This is a genomic window from Chelatococcus daeguensis, assembly GCF_001887265.1.
GTDB lineage: Bacteria > Pseudomonadota > Alphaproteobacteria > Rhizobiales > Beijerinckiaceae > Chelatococcus_A > Chelatococcus_A sambhunathii.
The window spans coordinates 771,083-787,980 of the sequence record NZ_CP018095.1; the positions used below are offsets into that span (position 1 = coordinate 771,083).

Consider the following 16,898-nt stretch of genomic DNA (forward strand, 5'->3'; position numbering starts at 1 on the left):
TGGAGGAAACGTCCATGTTCTCGCGCAAATCGTTCTCGCGCATATCCCTGACGCGCCGGGTCGCCATGGCCGCGGCGGTCTCGCTCGCCGTCGCCGGGCCGGCGCTCGCCGCCTGGCCGGAGCGGCCCGTCACCATGATCGTGCCGTGGAGCGCCGGCGGCGGCACCGACGCGACGGCGCGCATCGTCGCGAGCCTGCTCGAGAAGGAACTCGGCAAGCCCGTGTCGGTCGTCAACCGCACCGGCGGCGGCGGCATCGTCGGCCACACCGAGATCGCCAATGCCAAGGCGGACGGCTACACCATCGGCGTCGTGACGACCGAGCTGTCGATGTATCACTGGCTCGGCACCTCGGCGCTGAACTACGACAGCTACAGCCTCATCGCCCTCTACAACACCGATCCGCAGGGCGTGCACGTGCGCAAGGACGGGCCGGCCACGATCAAGGACCTCGTCGAGGCGATCAAGGCGGCCCCCGGCAAGCACAAGGCCTCTGGCGCCAACCAGGGCGGCGCGGCGCATCTGTCCTTCGTTGGCCTGCTCAACGCCATCGGCCTCAAGGCCCAGGACGCGCCGTGGGTGCCGACGGACGGTTCGGCGCCTTCGCTGCAACTCCTCACCTCGAAAGCCATCGATATCGTCACGACGACGATGCCCGAGGCGCAGACCATGGTCGATGCCGGCGAGGTGAAGACGCTCGCCCTGATGCGTCCCGAGCGCGATCCCGCCTTCCCCGACGTGCCGACCGTCAAGGAAACGCTCGGCGTCGACTGGAGCCTCGGCGCCTGGCGCGGCGTCGCCGGCCCCAAGGGCATGCCGGAGGAGGTCGTCGAGACGCTCTCGAAGGCCATGGCCAAGGTCGTGAAGGACCCAGAGTTCGTTAAGTTCATGGATGCCCGCAAGTTCGGCATCGAATATGCTGGCGGACCGGATTTCGCGAATTACCTCAAGCGGATGGATGAACGCTTCGGCGAGGCCATGAAGGCCGCCGGCCTCGCCAAGCAATAGGGCCGGGACTCCTTCCATGCGCAAGGTGGATGTCGCCGCGGGCTTGCTCTTCGCGGCCTTCGGAGCGGGCGTCGTCGTTGAGGCGGCGTCCATTCCTCCGATGATCGGGCAGGCCTACGGGCCTGGCTTCTTCCCCTCGCTCGTCGGCGGCGGGCTCGTCGTCGCCGGGCTCATCATCGCCCTGCGCGGCCTCTTCACCGCGCCGGAAGCGGTGGTGGAGGGGGCGGGGCGGCCCGCACCGACTGCGACGCGGCCCTACTGGGGAGCGCTCGCCTGGCTGGTCGCTGGGCTTGTCGTCATCATCCGGGCTTTCGAAGCCATCGGCTTCGTGCCGCTCCTTGGCATCTATCTCGCCGGCTTCATGCTGCTGCTCGGTGTGCGGCCAGTGCAGGCGGTCGTTCTCGGGTTTCTCCTGACCCTCGGCGTCTATTTCCTGTTCGTCCGCCTGCTGCTGGTGCCGCTGCCGGCCGGGCTGCTGCAACCCCTTCTCGGGTAAGCGCTCATGCATTCGGTCATTCAGGCGCTTGGGCTGGTGCTCGATCCGCAGGTGCTTCTCACGGTGGTGCTCGCCTCGCTGTTCGGCCTGTTCGTCGGCGCCGTCCCCGGCCTGACGGCGACCATGGCGACGGCGCTGCTCGTGCCGATCACGTTCTTCATGGATCCCCTGTCGGCCGTTGCCGCCATTGTGGCCTGCACGGCGATGGCTATCACCGCCGGTGACATTCCGGGCTGTCTGCTGCGCATTCCCGGCACGCCAGCCTCGGCCGCCTACACGGACGAGACTTTTGCCATGACGAAACGCGGCCTCGGCGCGCAGGCGCTCGGCGCGAGCCTCGTTTCCTCGGTCATCGGTGGCATCGTCGGCACCGTCGTCCTCATCCTCGCCGCGCCGGCGCTGGCGCGCATCGCCCTGCAGTTCTCGAGCTTCGAATATTTCTGGCTCGCGCTCATCGGCCTGTCCTGCGCCGCCTTCGTGAGCTCGGACGACGCCTTGCGCGGCTTCGTCTCCCTGCTCATCGGCCTCTTCATCGCCAGCGTCGGCATGGACGGCGTCAGCGGCACGCCGCGCTTCACGCTCGGCGTCACGGAGCTCCTGGGCGGCATCAGCTTCATTCCCGCCATGATCGGCATGTTCGCCGTCTCCGAGATCCTGAACAGCCTCGTCCGCGGCACGGCGCGTGAGCGCTTTGCCGCGACGCAGAAGGTTACCGGCATCTTCCGCGGCATCCTCGGCCTCATCCGTCACTACTGGCGCAACGTGGCGCGCGGCTCGGTCACGGGCACGCTGATCGGGGTCCTGCCGGGCGCCGGCGGCGACATTGCCGCCTGGATCTCCTACGCCACCGCCAAGCGCTTTTCGAAGACGCCCGAGAAGTTCGGCACCGGCCATCCCGAAGGCGTCATCGAGGCAGGTGCGGCCAACAACGGCGGTCTCTCAGGCGCGTGGGTGCCGGCGCTCGTCTTCGGCATCCCGGGCGATGCTGTGACGGCGATCGCCGTCGGCGTGCTCTTCATGAAGGGGCTCAACCCCGGTCCGCGGCTGTTCGAGGCGCAGGCGGAGATGCTCTATGCCGTCTTCATCATCTTCCTCATCGCCAACCTGTTGCTCCTGCCCTTCGGCTGGGCGGCGATCCGGCTCGCGAGCCGCATCCTGACCGTGCCGCGCCCGCAGCTGATGGCGATCATCCTGCTCTTCTGCGTCGTCGGCTCCTTCGCCATCAACAACACCGTCTTCGACATCGGCCTGATGCTCGGCTTCGGCATCCTCGCCTTCCTGCTCAACCTCGCCGGCTTCCCCGTGGCGCCCATCATCCTCGGCATCGTGCTCGGGCCGCTGCTCGAGCAGAACTTCCTGACCTCGATGGTGATTGCGGGCGGCGACATCACCGGCTTCTTCGAGCGCCCGGTCGCCGCCGCGCTCGGCGTGGCCGCCATCCTCATCTGGGCGGTGCCGCTCGGCCTCGCCGGCCTGCGCCTCCTGCGCGGCGGCACGCGCGCCGCAAAGCCCGCGGAGAACAACTCATGACGAAACGCGTGATCGCGGTGGGCATCGCGGTGATGGACAAGATCTTCTCCGTGTCCGCCATTCCGGACGAGCCCATCAAGGTCTTCGCCACCGGCTACAGCGAGATCGGCGGCGGACCGGCCGCCACCGGCGCGGTGACGGTGGCGCGCCTCGGCGGCGAGGCCGTGCTGTGGGCGCGCGTCGGCGATGATCCCGTGGGCCGGCGCATCATCGAGGAACTGGGCGAATGGGGCGTCAGGCCCGCAATCCGCCTCCTCCCCGGCGCCCGCTCCGGCGTCTCGGGCGTGCTCGTCGACAAGGAGGGCGAGCGCCTGATCATCGCCTTCGCCGATCCCGGGCTCGACACTGATCCCGCGTGGCTGCCCCTTGCCGAGGTCGCGGCGGCGAATGCCGTCCTCGCCGACATGCGCTGGCCGCGCGCGAGCGAGATCGTGCTCGATGCGGCCCGGGCGGCCGGCGTGCCGGCGGTGCTCGACGCGGATCTTGCGTCGGACGACGTCGCCCACCGGCTCGTCGCGCGCTCGGACTATGCCGTCTTCTCGCGCCCGGCGCTCACGCGCTTTGCCGGGACGGACGATATCGCCGAGGGGCTCCGGGCGGCGGCGCAGGTCTGCCCCGGCCGTGTCGGCGTCACTCTTGGCGGCGAGGGCTTCGCCTGGCTGGAGGGGGAGAGCCTGGCCCGCGAGCCGGGCTTCACCGTCGAGACGGTCGACACCCTCGGCGCGGGCGACGTCTTCCACGGCGCCTTCGCCCTCGCCATCGCGGAGGGGCGCGACATGCGCGCCGCGGCGCGCTTCGCCAATGCCGCCTCCGCTCTCAAATGCACCCGGCGTGGTGGCCGTGCCGGCATTCCGGATCGGGCCGAAGTTGAGGCCCTCATGTCTTTGTCCGAGGAGGTATGATGACTGTTTCCGCAGGCAAGTTGCGCGGGTTGAAGAGGCTCGCCGACGACAGCGGGCGCTTCAAGATGGTCGCCGTCGACCAGCGCCCGCCCATCCTGAAGGTGCTCGGTGAGAAGCTGGCGCCGCGCCAGCCGGGCTACGACGAGGTCAGCGCCGTCAAGGCGCTGCTCGCCCGCGTGCTGACGCCGCTGGGCTCGGCCGTGCTGATCGATCCCGACTACGGCTACAGCCGCGCCGTCGACCACATCCCTGCCCGGCGCGGCCTGCTGATCACGCTCGAGGATTTCCGCTTCGAGGAAGACGAGCGCGGCCGCCGAACGCGGCTCTATCCCGGCTGGGACGTCGGCAAGATCAAGCGCATGGGTGCAGACGGCGTCAAGCTGCTGCTCTGGTATCGCCCCGACGCGGCGCGCGAGGTCGTCGCCCACCAGCAGGCGCTGGTGCGGCAGGTGGGCGAGGCCTGTGCGCGCTACGACATCGCCTTCCTGCTGGAGCTCCTCGTCTATCCCTTTAAGGGCGCCAGCAATCACACGACGGATTACATCGAGGATCGTGAGAAGCGCCCCGATCTCGTGCTGCAGAGCCTCACGGACTTTGCGGACCCGGCCTATGGCGTCGACATCTACAAGCTCGAAAGCCCGGTGCCGGCCGGCGCTCTGCCGGATCCCGCAGGCAGCGATGCCGCGGTGGCTGAGACGGAGCAGCTCTTTGCGCGCATGGCCGGGCTCATCGACAAGCCGTGGGTGATGCTGAGCGCCGGCGCCGGGATGGAGGAGTTCCGCCGCGTCCTCAGCTATGCCTACCGGGCCGGCGCCAATGGCTATCTTGCCGGCCGCGCTATCTGGTGGCCGGCCTTCCGCCATTACCCCGACCTTCAGGCAATGGAACGAGAGTTGGCGTCGGACGGCATCGGCTATATGAAAGATATAAATCGATTAACAGACGATTCCGCCCGGCCGTGGCAAACGGCCGCTGCGTTTGGAGGCGCGCCGGGGCTGGCCGACGCGGGACATGATTTCCCCGGGCGCTACGCGGGCTTCGGTTCGCAGGCTGCCTGAGGTGCGGGGCCGGAGGCGCGCCGCCTGCGTGGCGGTTCGCGCCGAACCGATGGAAAACGATCGCCGGAGAGCTGTGGGTGAGCCGCGCCGGCGGTCCAGGCTAGGGAGATGAGACCGATATGTTGAATGATCTCAAGGGCAAGCGCGTCCTCATCACGGGCGCGAGCACTGGCATCGGCGCGGCGACGGCCGTGGCGTTCGGCCGGCTCGGCAGCCATGTCGTCGTTCACTACAATTCGAGCGAGGACGACGCCAAGGCCGTCGTCGAGGCCATCCGCAAGGCGGGCGGCAAGGCCGATATGCTCAAGGGCGACGTGAGCACCTCGGCTGAGGCGATCCGCGTCGTCGACGAGGCGGCCGGTGTCCTCGGCGGGCTCGACGTGCTCATCAACAATGCCGGGGCCCTCGTGCAGCGCATGTCCCTGACCGAGATCACGGACGATTTCTACGACCGGGTGCTCGACCTCAACGTGCGCTCGGTGGTGATGGCCTCGAAGGCGGCCGTGCCGCACCTCAAGAAGGCGGGTGGCGGCACCGTCATCAACACCAGCTCCATCGCCGCGCGCAACGGCGGCGGGCCGGGCGCGGCACTCTACGCAAGTTCCAAGGCCTTCGTGTCGAACCTGACGCGCAACATGGCCAAGGAATATGCCAGCGACAACATCCGCGTGAACGCGGTCGCCCCAGGCGTCATCATGACCCCGTTCCACCAGCGCTTCTCGACGGCCGAGATGCTTGAGGCCATGCGCAAGACCATCGTCATGGGGCGTATCGGCGAGCCGCAGGACTGCGTCGGCGCCTATGTCTTCCTCGCCTCGCCCGCCATGAGCGGCTACATCACCGGCCAGGTCATCGAGGTCAACGGCGGCCAGCTGATGCCCTGATGTGCCAGGGGAACAGGGCAGGCTTTCCCGGCGAGCATAAGGTAGCCACGAAGCGGTCCGGTCCTGCAGGATCGGGCCGCTTTTCTTCGGGCAGGGGACGGTCGCTCAAAAGCTCACGCGACAACCGCCTTGCCGTCGCCGCGCAGGCGGCTTTCACGCAGCGCACCGGCCTCGTCGAGGATGGGGTAGGCGACCGACGTGATATGGGCGTTGATCTGCTTGAGGTCGCGCAGGACGTCGAGGTGCAGGGTGCTCGACTGGATGCTCTCGATGCGTCCTTCGCGCAGGCGCTCCAGGTGCCGCTCGGCCGACAGGCGTTCCATGTGGCGCACGTCCACCTTCACCTCCACCAGCTTGCGGGCGAGGTCGATGTCGCGGCTGATGAAGATGCTCTGCGCGATGCGCAGGTTCTCCAGCGTGCGCGCGTGCAGTTCCTCGATCTCTCCCATGCACTCGCGCGAGAAGCGCAGGCCGTACTTGATCTTCTTGGCGATCATGTCGAGCAGGCTCTTGTCGATGATGTCGCCGATGTGCTCGAGGTTGATGGCGTAGGAGATGATCTCGGTCGCCTTGCGTGCATCCTCGTCGTCGAGGCCCTCGTGCCCGAGGCGCGAGAGATAGAGCTTGACGGCCTGCTGCAGCGCATCGACCTCGTCGTCCATCTTGGCGATTTCGTTCTTGAGCTTGGCATCGTTGTTGCGCAGCGCCTCAAGACTCTTGACCAGCATCACCTCCACCACGTCGCCGATGCGCAGCGTCTCGCGGGCAGCGCAGCTCAGCGCCACGACCGGCGTATCGAGGGAGGAATCGTCGAGATAGCGCGGCCCCAGCCGGTCGATCGGCTGGGGTGGCATCAGCCGCTCTGCGAGGCGCGCGATGAGACCGACGAGCGGCAGGAAGAGGAGAGCGAGCAGAATGTTGAAGGCAAGATGCACGTCGACGGAGAAATTGCCGGTCAGCGCCGCGGCCCGGGCGAGATAGCCGTCGATGGGGCCGATGAGCGGCAGGGCGAGCAGGCAGCCGGCGCCGCGCACCGCGAGATTGCCGAGGGTGACGCGCCGCGCGAGCGGGCCATAGCCCGCCGTGGCCAGCGCGGGCGGCACCGCCCCGCCGAGATTGGCGCCGAGGACGAGCGCGACGACGAGCCCCGCATCCATGTTGCTCGAGGCGGCCAGCGAGGCGACGAGCAGCACGATGGCGAGGCTCGACGAGGCGACGAAGGCGAGCACCGCCGCCACGAGAAGGCCGATGACGGGCGCGGCGCCAAGAGCGGCGAGCAGGCTCTGCAGTGCGGACGAGGCGCGCATCGGCTCCGTCGCCGCGCCGATGAGCTGCAGCGACAGGAGCATGAGCCCGAGGCCTATGATGGCGCGGCCGATGGCCTTGGGGCGCGAACTGTCGCTCGCCATGAAGGTGGCGACGCCGCACAGGATCAGCACTGGCGAGAGCCAGTGCAGATCGAGCGCGAGAAGCCGCGTCACCAGCGCCGTGCCGACATTGGCGCCGAGCATGATCGCCTGCGCCATCGCCGTTGTCATCAGCTCCCGGCTGGCGAAGGAGGCGGTGATGAGGGCGGTGGCCGTGCTGCTCTGCACGGCGATGGTTGCGGCGAGGCCGGCGAAGAAGGCCTTGAAACGATTGGTGGTGCCGAGCGCGATCCAGTGCCGGAGGCTCGAGCCGAAGGCGCGGGTGACGCCGGTCTTGACCATGCGCAGGCCCCAGAGCAGCAAAGCCCCCGCGCCGAGAAGGTCGATCAGCACCAGATTTGCCGACATTCAACGCTCCCTTGTCGCCAAGCCGGCCCTGTCCAGTTGCTTCGACCGGTGTCCGTTCCTTCTGCCGGTGCCGGCATCTTACTGTAAGCCGGCTATTTGACCATGCTTTGCCAGCGCGCCACGGTTGCATCCTCGAGCGGCGCGTGCGCGAACCAGCAATGCCGGACGATGGTGACGTGGCCGCTGTCGATGGCGGTGTTCTCGTCGCCGGGCGACAACGTGTGCGGCCGTCCGCGGCGGATGCGGCAGGTGATTCGCTCGCCGTCCTGTGCGGTCACGTCCATGGCCGCGGCGATCTTGTCGCGGCCGATGCACGCGCCGGCGAGCGGGGCCGGCAGGTCCTTCGGCAGGTTGACCGAGAGCCAGGTGCCCTCGTGGTGCCAGTCGTCGCGCGCCGCCCACAGGAGGTCGATGAGCGCCCCCACCGCGTCCTGCTCGCGCAGGCCCATTTCGCCGCCCTTCGTGCGCGAGAAGGCAAGGGCGGGCAGGCCCCACATGGCTGCTTCGCGGGCGATGGCCATGGTGCCGGAATAGGCCATGTCCTCCCCCACGTTGCGCCCGTCATTGATGCCGGAGAGGACGAGATCAGGCGGTGTCTCCGCCATCAGCACCGACAGGGCGGCGACGACGCAGTCCGCCGGCGCGCCCGAGCAGGCATAGGTACGGATCTCCCGGCGCGTCAGCACGATGTCTGTGTCAAAGGAGAGCTGGTGGCTCGCCGCCGTCCATTTCCGCTCCGGCGCGACGATCCACACCTCGTCGCCGCGCGCCCGTGCGGCCTCGGCGAGAAGCGCGAGGCCGGGAGAGGCGATGCCGTCGTCGTTGGCGATGAGCACACGCATGGAGACCTTCAGATGTCGAGGCTCGCGCCGGTCGCAAGATCGGCACGGAGGAGGGGAATGTGCGCGGCCAGGGCGCGGAGCATCGCCGGGTCGCAGGAATGGCCAAGGACGATGCGCGCGCCGCTGGTGGCGACGATGGCGCGGTTCTCCCCGAGCGTCGGGTGGGTCGGCAGGCGGTTCCAGGCGGCGCGCCCGGCCTGCACCATCCTGTCGCCGGGGCTACCCTTCGGCAGGTGGCCGGTGAACAGCACAGGATGGTCCTGCCGTTCGGCGAGGGGCAGGATCGTGGCGGAGGGGCCGGACATGCCCATGCCGTCATGGCAGAGGAGGGCGGCCTTCGGCAGCGGCTCGCCCTCCCGCCAGTCGGCGGCAGCCGCGAGGCGTTCGGCGAGGCGGTCCCGGATGCCGGGGTGCAGCCATTCCTGCGCGGCAAGCTGTGCGGCAAGGGATTCGCGCATGTCGGGGGCGAGCGCGATCGGTTCGGGCAGGATGGCGAGCAGCTCCAGCGAGCGGCCGGCCAGCGGCGTCGGCAGCACGCAGCCCTGCGGATGCCGCGCCACGAAGGCGGCGACCTGCCGCGCCCGCTCGCGCGCCGGCACGTCGTCGTCGCCATAGGAGGCGTCGATGGCGATGGCGTCGCAGGGCGGCAGCGGATCCATCATGAAGACGGGGCTTTCGGGCACCACATCGCCGCAATAGGCGAAGCGCCGCGCGCCGTCGTCGATGACGCACCAGGATCCGCCGACGATGTGGCCCGAGCGGCCGGTGGTCACGGTGAAGGGGCCGAGCGCGACGGTGCCGCGCGCCGGCAGGGTCTCGACCGCGGCCGCGCGCGCCCGCTCGCGGTCCGCCGGCGCCGCATAGCCAGCCCATGCCAGGTCCGCGTCGCGCACTGTCTCGGCGCCCATCAGGATCCGGCCGGCAAAGCCCTGCGCGATGGCCCAGCCGAGCGCCGTCACATGATCTTCATGGGCATGGGTGATGATGAGCGCATCGGTGGCCGCGAGAGCGGCGGGGGAGACGCGCGGGTAATAGTCCGCGTCGTCCATACGCACGCTCGTGTTGATGCCCGCGTCGAGCATCAGGCGATAGCCCTTGCTCTCGATGGCGAGGCTCGTGCGGCCTTTTTCCCCGAAGCCGCCGAGAAGGTGGATCCTCATTGGCTTGAGCTTTCGGTCTCCGCCGGCAGCACCCAGCCATCGTGCACGGCGATGTCGACGACGTCGCCCGGGCCGTGGTGGAAGGGCTCCGGTACCTCGAGATGCACGGTGATGTCGGGCGCCCGCACGAGGCTTGCCTCGAGCCGGAAGAAGCCGCCCTGGTAGACGGTCCGCACGATATGCGCCGCAAGGCCGGGTTCACCCGGCCCGGCGATCGCGAGATCGCGCGCCCTGAGGCATACCTTCGCATGGCCAGCCTTCTGCAGGGGCGAAGCGCGCAGCGAGAGCTCCAGGCCGTGGATGCGGCCCCGGCAGCGGCCTTCGCTGTCGGCGGCAGCGACCTCGGCGGGCAGCACCATGCCCTCGCCAATGAAGCGGGCGACAGTCTCGTTGGCCGGCTGGCGGAACAGGTCGGACGGCGTCGCGAGCTGCAGCAGCCGGCCCCGGTCCATCACCGCGATGCGGTCGGCGAGCGCCATCGCTTCGGCCTGATCGTGGGTGATGTAGATCATTGTCGTCGCCGTGCGCTCGTGGAAGCGGGCGAACTCGTCCTCCATCGCTGCGCGCAGATGCACGTCGAGATTGGCGAGCGGCTCATCGAGCAGCACGAGTGAGGGTTCGGTAACGAGGCAGCGCGCGAGCGCGACGCGCTGGCGCTGGCCTCCGGAGAGGAGGCCCGGGCGGCGCTCGGCGAAGGTCTCGAGCCCGACGAGCGCGAGTGCCTCCCTGACGCGGCGCGTGCGCTCGGGGTCCTTCACCCCCGCCACCTTGAGGCCGTAGGCGACATTGTCGAACACGCTCATGTGCGGCCACAAGGCGTAGGACTGGAAGACGATGCCAACGCGCCGATGCTCCGGCGGCACATGCTGGCGGGTGCCGGACACGACCGTGTCGCCGATGCGAATCTCGCCGTCGTCGATCTGGTCGAAGCCGGCGACCTGCCTGAGCAGCGTGGTCTTGCCGCAGCCGGAGGGGCCGAGCACGGCGAGGAATTCCCCGTCACGGACTTCCAGCGAGACGGCGTCGAGGGCGCGGTAGTTGCCGAAGTTCTTGGAGACCCGGTCGATGGTCAGTCGCGCCACGGCAGTACTCCCTGGGGCAGCTTGCGAGCGAAGAGAAGGGTGGAGAGCATCAGCGCCAGCGTGACGATGACCGTCAGTACCGCGAGGGCGGCCGCATAGGTCGAATCCCCGCCCTGCTCGAAGGAGAAGACGACGACACCAAGCGTCTCGTTGCCGGACGACCACAGGAGGGCCGAGACCGTGAGCTCGTTGAAGGCGGTGAGAAAGACGAGGAGGGCACCTGCCGTTGCTGCCGGGGCGACGAGCGGCAGGATGATGGTGACGAGCCGACGGATGAGCCCGGCGCCCGCGACCTGCGCCGCCTCTTCCAACGTGCGGTCAAGCTGGTGATAGCCGCTGGCGACCGGGCGAAGCCCGAGCACGAGGAAGCGCGCCACATAGCAGAAGAAGATGATCCAGATGGTATTGTAGAGCGAGATGCCGAAAACCGGCAGCGGCTTCAGGAAGATGAGGATGGCCGCAATGGCGAGCACCACGCCCGGCAGGGCATAGGGCAGCTCCGCCGCGAGGTTCAGCAGGCGCAGCATGCGCGAGCGCCGCCAGACGAGGAAATAGGCGAGCGGCACCGAGACGACGACGATGACGAGCGCGGCGGCAGCCGACAGACCGAAGCTGTTGGCGAAGGCGCGCTTAGAGCCGGCATGGTCGAACATCACGTATTCGTAGTTCTCGAACGTCGCCGTCGCGGCATTGAGCGGCACGCCGTAGCCCGGCACGAGAGAGGTGGCGAGAAGCCCGGCGAGTGGCACCACGAGGATGAGCAGGACGAGCCCCCATAGCAGGATCTCGCTCGGCAGCCGCCAGCCTCGCAGCTCGAAGGGGCGCGCCGCCGTCGAGGTCGTGGTGATGCGGAAGTCGCGCCGGCGCAACATCACGTCCTGCAGGATGATGCCGGCCATGGCGATGGCGCCGATGAGGGTTGAAAGGACGGCCACTTCGGAGAGGATGCCCGGGCCGAGCCCGGCGAGGCGCTGGTAGATCAGCGTCGGCAGCACGAGGTAGTTGGCGGGAATGCCGAGAAAGGCCGGAATGCCGAAATTGCCGAGGCTCGAGACGAAGCATAGCGCGATGCCCGCGACGAGCGGCGGCGTCATCAAGGGCAGGATGATGGTGCGCAGCACCGTCAGCTTGCCGGCCCCGGCGGCAAGGCCCGCCTCGATCAGTTCCTTCGGCAGGGCACGCAGGCCTGCGCGCAGCGTCAGGAAGACGAGGGGGGCATACTGGATGCCGAGCAGCAGGATGATGCCCTCGGCCGAATAGAGCGGGTTGCGCGTGCCGAGCGGCGGGGCAAGCCCCAGCATGTTGAGGAGGGCGCTCGACGGCCCCGTCACCTGTAGCCAGGCGAGCGCCGTGACCTGCGGTGCGATCATCAGCGGCAGCACGAAGCAGAAGACGAACGCATTGCGCGCCCGCATGTCCGTGAGGGCGACGAAACAGGCGACGATGCTTCCGATGACGACGGCGAGCAAGGTGCCGCCGAGCGTCGTCACCAGACTGTTGCGAACAGCCGCCCAGGTGGTCGGATCGGAGAGGACCGAGCCGACGACGCCCGACGAGAGGGCGCCGCCCGGCGCGATACCCTCGATGACGAGGCGTGCGAGCGGCAGGATGGAGAGGATGGCGACGAGGACGACGAGCCCCCACAGGAGTGTGAGATCCCCGCCGCGCATGGCCTTGGCAGCACTGCCGCTCATGGTGTCCGCGACCCATCCGGCTCAGTTGCCGAACATGTCGGCGAAGCGCTTCTTGTCCGCCTCGGTCGTCTCGACGACCTTGGCGATATTCGTCGCCATCAGCTGGATCTTCGTGCCTTCCGGCAGCCATTCGGGATTGGCGATGCCGGCCTTGGCGGGCACGTAGCCCATGGAAGCGGCGAGCTTCTGGCCCTCGTCGGAGAGGATGAAGTCGACGAAGGCCTTGGCGGCGGCCTCGTTCTTCGTGGTCTTGAGGATGGCGACCGGCTCGGTCACCGCCGGCACGCCCTCGGCCGGGAAGACGAAATCGACCGGCGAGCCCTTGGCCTTGGCATTAAGCGCCATGAAGTCGACGAGAACGCCATAGGCCTTCTCGCCGCTCGCGACCGACTTCAACACCGCGCCGTTGCCGCGCACGGCCACTGCGTCATTGGCCTTCAGCCCCTCGTAGAACGACCAGCCGAGATCGGGATTGTCCACGATCGTGCCGAGCATGATGGCGGCCGCGCCCGAATAGAGCGGGCTCGGCATGGAGATCTGGCCCTTGTAGGAGGCCTTGGTCAGGTCCTTCCACGACGTGGGCTTCTCGGCCGCGCCCGTATTGTAGGCGATGCCAGTGGTGATGAGCTTGGAGCCGAAGTAGGTCTTGTCGGCGTCGTAGGTCTCCTTGTCGAAGCCTTCGACCTTCGCCTCGGCGTAAGGCAGAAGACGGCCGTCCTTCTTCAGCGTCTGCATGCTGGCGGCATCGGCGATGAGCAGGACGTCGGGGCGCGGGTCGCCAGCGGTGAACTCGGCCGCGAGCTTGCCCATCACTTCGGTGGTGCCCGACCGGAAGATCTCGACCTCGACGCCAGGATAGGCCTTCTTGAAGGCCTCGGTCGTCAGGCTCGCATCCTTCTCGGGCTGCGAAGTGTAGAGGACGAGCTTGCCGGACGGCGCCTGCGCGAGGGCGGGGGCGAGGGCGGCGGCGAGCACACCGGCGACTGCGAGGGTGTGGCGGGTCAGCGTGTTCATGAATTCTCCTCCCATTGTGGGCCGGGCTGCGCAGGATGCGCGAAGCCGGCATTCCTATCGTCCCGGCATATTGTTTTTGTGACGATGGATTCTCTTATATTTCTGACGGTTATCTCACAGAAGCACCTCCGGGTATTCGATGGCCTCGCGAAGGTCCGCCATGAAGCGTGCGGCCGTGACACCGTCGACGATTCGATGGTCCGACGACAGCGAGAAGGTCGCCATCGGTCGAAGCACGATCTCGCCGTGGCGGCCAACCGGCGTGTCCACCGTGCGGCCGACGGCGAGGATCGCGCTCTCGGGCTGGTTGATGATGGCCGTGAAGCTGTCCACGCCGAACATGCCGAGATTCGAGAGGGTAAAGGTGCCGCCGCGCATGTCCGCCGGCTGGATGCTGCGGCTCACCACCGCCTCGCGCAGGCGTCGGAAGTCGCGCGTCAGCTCCGCAAGGGTCTTGCCTTCCGCGCCGCGCAGCACCGGCACCACGAGATCGCCGTCGCGCTCCATGGCGATACCGATGTTGACGGCGGCGTGAAGGCGGGCCGCATCGCCCTCGACGCTCGCGTTGAGCATGGGGTGGCGCGGCAGGATGCCGGCGACGACGCGCGCGAGGAGCACCGTGAGGCTCGGCTTGACGCCTGTCATCTTCTCGATGCGCGGGCCGACGCGTTTCAGCAAAGCCTGCAGGGCGCTCATGTCCATCTGCGCCGTCATGTAGAAATGCGGCGCGACCCGCATGCTCTCGGAAAGGCGGCTCGCGATAATGCGGCGCACCGGGCCGAAGGGGACGAGTTCGCCTTCCGTCGGCGCTTCGGCCGGCGCCCGTGCCGCGACCGGCGCAGGCGCGGGGGGGTGCGCCTTCGCGAGATGGGCGAGGACGTCCTTCTCCGTGATGCGCCCGCGCGGTCCCGAGCCCGACACCTCGTCGATGGCGATGCCGTTGAGGCGCGCCGTCCGGCGGGCGAGCGGCGTCGCGCGGATGCCGTCGCTCTTGGCGGACGCAGGCTGGCCGTTCGCCGTCCGCGCAACGGTCTCCCCTCCCCCTTGTGGAGAGGGGGTGGGGGCGGGGGGCGTGACGGACGATGATGGCGGCCCGCCGGGCTGCGCCACTTCGCCCGGGGTGAGGGACCTGCTCGGTGCTCGCGCCGACGGCGCGGCAGCTGCGCCCGCCTCCTCACCCTCCTGAAAGATCCACGCCACGGGCGTGCCCACTGCGATCGGCTCGCCGGACGCGGGCACGAGGTTGCGGATGATGCCGCTCGCCGGGGCCTCCACCTCCATCACGGCCTTGTTGGTGCCGATCTCGAAGAGGATGTCGCCCTGCTTGACGGCATCGCCCTCGGCGACCTTCCAGGCCTCGATGGAGCCGGTCTCCATGTCCATGTCGACCTTGGGGAGGATGACCTCGACGGGCATCAGGCATCTCCCCTGGCAAGGCGACGCGCGGCGGCGAGGATATCCTCTTCCTGCGGCACGGCGGCCTTCTCCAGCACCGGGTTGTAGGGCAGGGGCACCTCCGCCCCGCCGAGGCGGACGATCGGCGCGTCGAGGAAGTCGAAGGCGTCGCTCTCGGCGATCATGGCCGATATTTCGGCGCCGATGCCCATGGTCTTAACGCCCTCGTAGACCACCATCAGCCGGTGCGTCTTGCGCACGCTCGCGGCGATGGTGTCGAAATCGATGGGGCGCAGGCTGCGCAGGTCGATGACCTCGGCGTCGATGCCTTCCTCCGCCAGCTTCTGCGCGGCAGCCGCGGTGCGCACGGCCATGATCGACGAGCCGACGATGGTGAGGTCGCGGCCCTCGCGCCGGACCGCCGCCTTGCCGATCGGCACGCGATAGTCGCCCTCCGGCACATGGCCCTTCGTCTTGTAGAGCAGCTTGTGCTCGAAGATGAGGACGGGATTGGGATCGTCGATGGCGGACAGCAGCATGCCCTTGGCGTCGTGTGGGCTCGACGGTTGGATGACCTTGAGGCCCGGCACGTGGGCGAACCACGCCTCGAGGCTCTGGCTGTGCTGCGCCGCCGCGCCGGTGCCCGAGCCGCCAGGCAGGCGCACCACCATCGGCACCTTGGCCTTGCCGCCGAACATGAAGCGGATCTTGGCCGCCTGGTTGACGATCTGCTCCATGGCGAGCGTCACGAAATCCGAGAACTGGATCTCGAGCACCGGCTTCATGCCGGTGATCGCCGCGCCGACCGCCGCCCCCGCGATGCCGAGCTCGCTGATCGGCGTGTCGATGACCCGCTCGGTGCCGAAACGATGCACGAGATCGCCCGAGACGCCGAAGGCGCCGCCGTAGACGCCGACATCCTCGCCGAAGAGGAAGACGCGCTCGTCCGCCTCCATGGCGATGGCCAGCGCCTCGCGAATGGCTTCGGCATAGGTGAGTTCGCGCACCGCGCTCTCCACGGCGGCCTCAGTCAGCGTAGACATCGCGGGTCAGGTCCTTCGGATCCGGGTCGGGGCTCGCCTTGGCAAAGTCGAGCGCAGCGTCGATCTCCGCCTGCGCCGCCTCCTCGATGGTCATCAGCGCCTCGGGCGTGAAGCGCTCGTGCGCCGTAAGCTCGGCTTCGAGGCGGCGGATGGGGCAGCGGCTGCGCCATTCCTCGATCTCTTCCTTGGTGCGGTAGAGATTGCGGTCGCTCTTGGAATGGCCGCGCAGGCGATAGGTCTTGCATTCGATGAGCGTCGGCCCGCCGCCGGCCCGCGCCCGCTCGGCCGCCTCGCGCGCCACCGCCGCGACGGCGGGCAGGTCGTTGCCGTCGACGACGACGCCCGGCATGGCATAGGCCACGGCGCGGTCGGCGACGTTGGGCACCGCCATGGCGCGGCCGATGTCCATCGACATGCCGTACTTGTTGTTCTCGCAGACGAAGAGGATCGGCAGCTTCCAGATCGAGGCCATGTTGAGCGCTTCGTGGAAGGCGCCCTCGTTGGAGGCACCGTCTCCGAAGAAGACGACCGCGACCCGGTCGAGCTTCTGCGCCTTGATGCTCATGCCGACGCCGACAGCGATGGGCAGGCCGCCGCCGACGATGCCGTTGGCGCCGAGATTGCCGCCGTCGACATCCGCAATGTGCATGGAGCCGCCGCGCCCGCGGCAATAGCCGTTCTCCTTGCCGAAGAACTCGGCGAACATGCGCGCCGGTTCCGCCCCCTTGGCGATGCAATGGCCATGGCCGCGGTGGGTGGAGAGGATATAGTCCTCGTCCATCAGCGCCAGCGTCGCCCCGACAGCGCTCGCCTCCTGCCCGATCGACAGGTGCATGGTGCCGTGGATGAGGCCGCGCATGTAGCTTGCCTCGGCCGCCTCCTCGAATTTGCGGATGAGGTGCATCTTGCGCAGCACGCCCCGCATCGTCTCGTCGTCGATGGCCGCCAGCTCCGGCCGCTGGTTGGGCCGCCTGGCGGAGGTGTCGGTGTCGGCTTTCATCGCGTTTCCAACTCGC

Annotated in this window: 15 protein-coding genes; 6 read left to right on the forward strand and 9 right to left on the reverse strand. The window is 68.6% G+C overall.

Annotation, left to right across the window (positions count from 1 at the left end):
• Nucleotides 1-14: 14 nt before the first annotated feature.
• The 6 genes from BOQ54_RS03580 (at nucleotide 15) to BOQ54_RS03605 (ending at nucleotide 5,877) form a co-directional block, all read left to right on the forward strand.
• Nucleotides 15-1,007, forward strand: coding sequence for a Bug family tripartite tricarboxylate transporter substrate binding protein (locus tag BOQ54_RS03580; protein ID WP_055460313.1), 993 nt, complete (start codon nucleotides 15-17; stop codon nucleotides 1,005-1,007).
• Nucleotides 1,008-1,023: 16 nt separating this feature from the next.
• Nucleotides 1,024-1,503 (forward strand): tripartite tricarboxylate transporter TctB family protein, encoded by a 480-nt coding sequence (locus BOQ54_RS03585; RefSeq protein ID WP_055460314.1) that lies wholly within the window; start codon nucleotides 1,024-1,026, stop codon nucleotides 1,501-1,503.
• Nucleotides 1,504-1,509: 6 nt separating this feature from the next.
• Nucleotides 1,510-3,033, forward strand: a complete 1,524-nt coding sequence (locus tag BOQ54_RS03590) for a tripartite tricarboxylate transporter permease (protein ID WP_055460315.1) — start codon at nucleotides 1,510-1,512, stop codon at nucleotides 3,031-3,033.
• Complete coding sequence (locus BOQ54_RS03595) at nucleotides 3,030-3,935, forward strand: PfkB family carbohydrate kinase (RefSeq protein WP_055460316.1); 906 nt, start codon at nucleotides 3,030-3,032, stop codon at nucleotides 3,933-3,935. Before BOQ54_RS03590 ends, BOQ54_RS03595 begins: the two co-directional genes overlap by 4 nt.
• Entirely contained in the window at nucleotides 3,935-4,993 is a 1,059-nt protein-coding gene (locus BOQ54_RS03600) for a tagatose 1,6-diphosphate aldolase (protein ID WP_055460317.1), read from the forward strand. Before BOQ54_RS03595 ends, BOQ54_RS03600 begins: the two co-directional genes overlap by 1 nt.
• A 119-nt stretch (nucleotides 4,994-5,112) precedes the next feature.
• Nucleotides 5,113-5,877, forward strand: a complete 765-nt coding sequence (locus BOQ54_RS03605; RefSeq protein ID WP_055460318.1) for an SDR family NAD(P)-dependent oxidoreductase — start codon at nucleotides 5,113-5,115, stop codon at nucleotides 5,875-5,877.
• Between the two features lie 113 nt (nucleotides 5,878-5,990).
• Here BOQ54_RS03605 and BOQ54_RS03610 read toward each other — a convergent pair whose 3' ends face one another.
• The 9 genes from BOQ54_RS03610 to BOQ54_RS03650 all read right to left on the reverse strand — a co-directional run bounded on the left by BOQ54_RS03610 (nucleotide 5,991) and on the right by BOQ54_RS03650 (nucleotide 16,882).
• Nucleotides 5,991-7,652 carry a Na/Pi cotransporter family protein gene (locus tag BOQ54_RS03610; protein WP_071923288.1) on the reverse strand — a complete coding sequence of 554 codons (1,662 nt, stop codon included), beginning with the start codon at nucleotides 7,650-7,652 and terminating at the stop codon, nucleotides 5,991-5,993.
• Nucleotides 7,653-7,744: 92 nt separating this feature from the next.
• The gene (locus BOQ54_RS03615; RefSeq protein WP_071923289.1) at nucleotides 7,745-8,494 is read right to left on the reverse strand and encodes a 5'/3'-nucleotidase SurE; all 750 of its coding nucleotides are present in this window, start codon (nucleotides 8,492-8,494) and stop codon (nucleotides 7,745-7,747) included.
• A gap of 8 nt (nucleotides 8,495-8,502) precedes the next feature.
• Nucleotides 8,503-9,654 carry an MBL fold metallo-hydrolase gene (locus tag BOQ54_RS03620; RefSeq protein ID WP_071923290.1) on the reverse strand — a complete coding sequence of 384 codons (1,152 nt, stop codon included), beginning with the start codon at nucleotides 9,652-9,654 and terminating at the stop codon, nucleotides 8,503-8,505.
• Nucleotides 9,651-10,736 carry an ABC transporter ATP-binding protein gene (locus BOQ54_RS03625; protein ID WP_055460322.1) on the reverse strand — a complete coding sequence of 362 codons (1,086 nt, stop codon included), beginning with the start codon at nucleotides 10,734-10,736 and terminating at the stop codon, nucleotides 9,651-9,653. Before BOQ54_RS03625 ends, BOQ54_RS03620 begins: the two co-directional genes overlap by 4 nt.
• Nucleotides 10,724-12,430 (reverse strand): ABC transporter permease, encoded by a 1,707-nt coding sequence (locus tag BOQ54_RS03630; protein ID WP_055460323.1) that lies wholly within the window; start codon nucleotides 12,428-12,430, stop codon nucleotides 10,724-10,726. Before BOQ54_RS03630 ends, BOQ54_RS03625 begins: the two co-directional genes overlap by 13 nt.
• Nucleotides 12,431-12,451: 21 nt before the next feature.
• Entirely contained in the window at nucleotides 12,452-13,444 is a 993-nt protein-coding gene (locus BOQ54_RS03635) for an ABC transporter substrate-binding protein (protein ID WP_055460324.1), read from the reverse strand.
• Nucleotides 13,445-13,558: 114 nt separating this feature from the next.
• Nucleotides 13,559-14,860 (reverse strand): dihydrolipoamide acetyltransferase family protein, encoded by a 1,302-nt coding sequence (locus BOQ54_RS03640; RefSeq protein WP_055460325.1) that lies wholly within the window; start codon nucleotides 14,858-14,860, stop codon nucleotides 13,559-13,561.
• Nucleotides 14,860-15,858: an alpha-ketoacid dehydrogenase subunit beta gene (locus BOQ54_RS03645; RefSeq protein WP_055460409.1), complete on the reverse strand. Its 999-nt coding sequence runs from the start codon at nucleotides 15,856-15,858 to the stop codon at nucleotides 14,860-14,862. Before BOQ54_RS03645 ends, BOQ54_RS03640 begins: the two co-directional genes overlap by 1 nt.
• 7 nt (nucleotides 15,859-15,865) lie before the next feature.
• Complete coding sequence (locus BOQ54_RS03650; protein WP_055460326.1) at nucleotides 15,866-16,882, reverse strand: thiamine pyrophosphate-dependent dehydrogenase E1 component subunit alpha; 1,017 nt, start codon at nucleotides 16,880-16,882, stop codon at nucleotides 15,866-15,868.
• Nucleotides 16,883-16,898: the final 16 nt, after the last annotated feature.

Coding starts and splice junctions, on each gene's coding strand:
- BOQ54_RS03580 (WP_055460313.1), top strand. CDS start 15: ATGTTCTCGCGCAAATCGTTCTCGCGCATATCCCTGACGCGCCGGGTC.
- BOQ54_RS03585 (WP_055460314.1), top strand. CDS start 1,024: ATGCGCAAGGTGGATGTCGCCGCGGGCTTGCTCTTCGCGGCCTTCGGA.
- BOQ54_RS03590 (WP_055460315.1), top strand. CDS start 1,510: ATGCATTCGGTCATTCAGGCGCTTGGGCTGGTGCTCGATCCGCAGGTG.
- BOQ54_RS03595 (WP_055460316.1), top strand. CDS start 3,030: ATGACGAAACGCGTGATCGCGGTGGGCATCGCGGTGATGGACAAGATC.
- BOQ54_RS03600 (WP_055460317.1), top strand. CDS start 3,935: ATGACTGTTTCCGCAGGCAAGTTGCGCGGGTTGAAGAGGCTCGCCGAC.
- BOQ54_RS03605 (WP_055460318.1), top strand. CDS start 5,113: ATGTTGAATGATCTCAAGGGCAAGCGCGTCCTCATCACGGGCGCGAGC.
- BOQ54_RS03610 (WP_071923288.1), bottom strand. CDS start 7,652: ATGTCGGCAAATCTGGTGCTGATCGACCTTCTCGGCGCGGGGGCTTTG.
- BOQ54_RS03615 (WP_071923289.1), bottom strand. CDS start 8,494: ATGCGTGTGCTCATCGCCAACGACGACGGCATCGCCTCTCCCGGCCTC.
- BOQ54_RS03620 (WP_071923290.1), bottom strand. CDS start 9,654: ATGAGGATCCACCTTCTCGGCGGCTTCGGGGAAAAAGGCCGCACGAGC.
- BOQ54_RS03630 (WP_055460323.1), bottom strand. CDS start 12,430: ATGAGCGGCAGTGCTGCCAAGGCCATGCGCGGCGGGGATCTCACACTC.
- BOQ54_RS03635 (WP_055460324.1), bottom strand. CDS start 13,444: ATGAACACGCTGACCCGCCACACCCTCGCAGTCGCCGGTGTGCTCGCC.
- BOQ54_RS03640 (WP_055460325.1), bottom strand. CDS start 14,860: ATGCCCGTCGAGGTCATCCTCCCCAAGGTCGACATGGACATGGAGACC.
- BOQ54_RS03650 (WP_055460326.1), bottom strand. CDS start 16,882: ATGAAAGCCGACACCGACACCTCCGCCAGGCGGCCCAACCAGCGGCCG.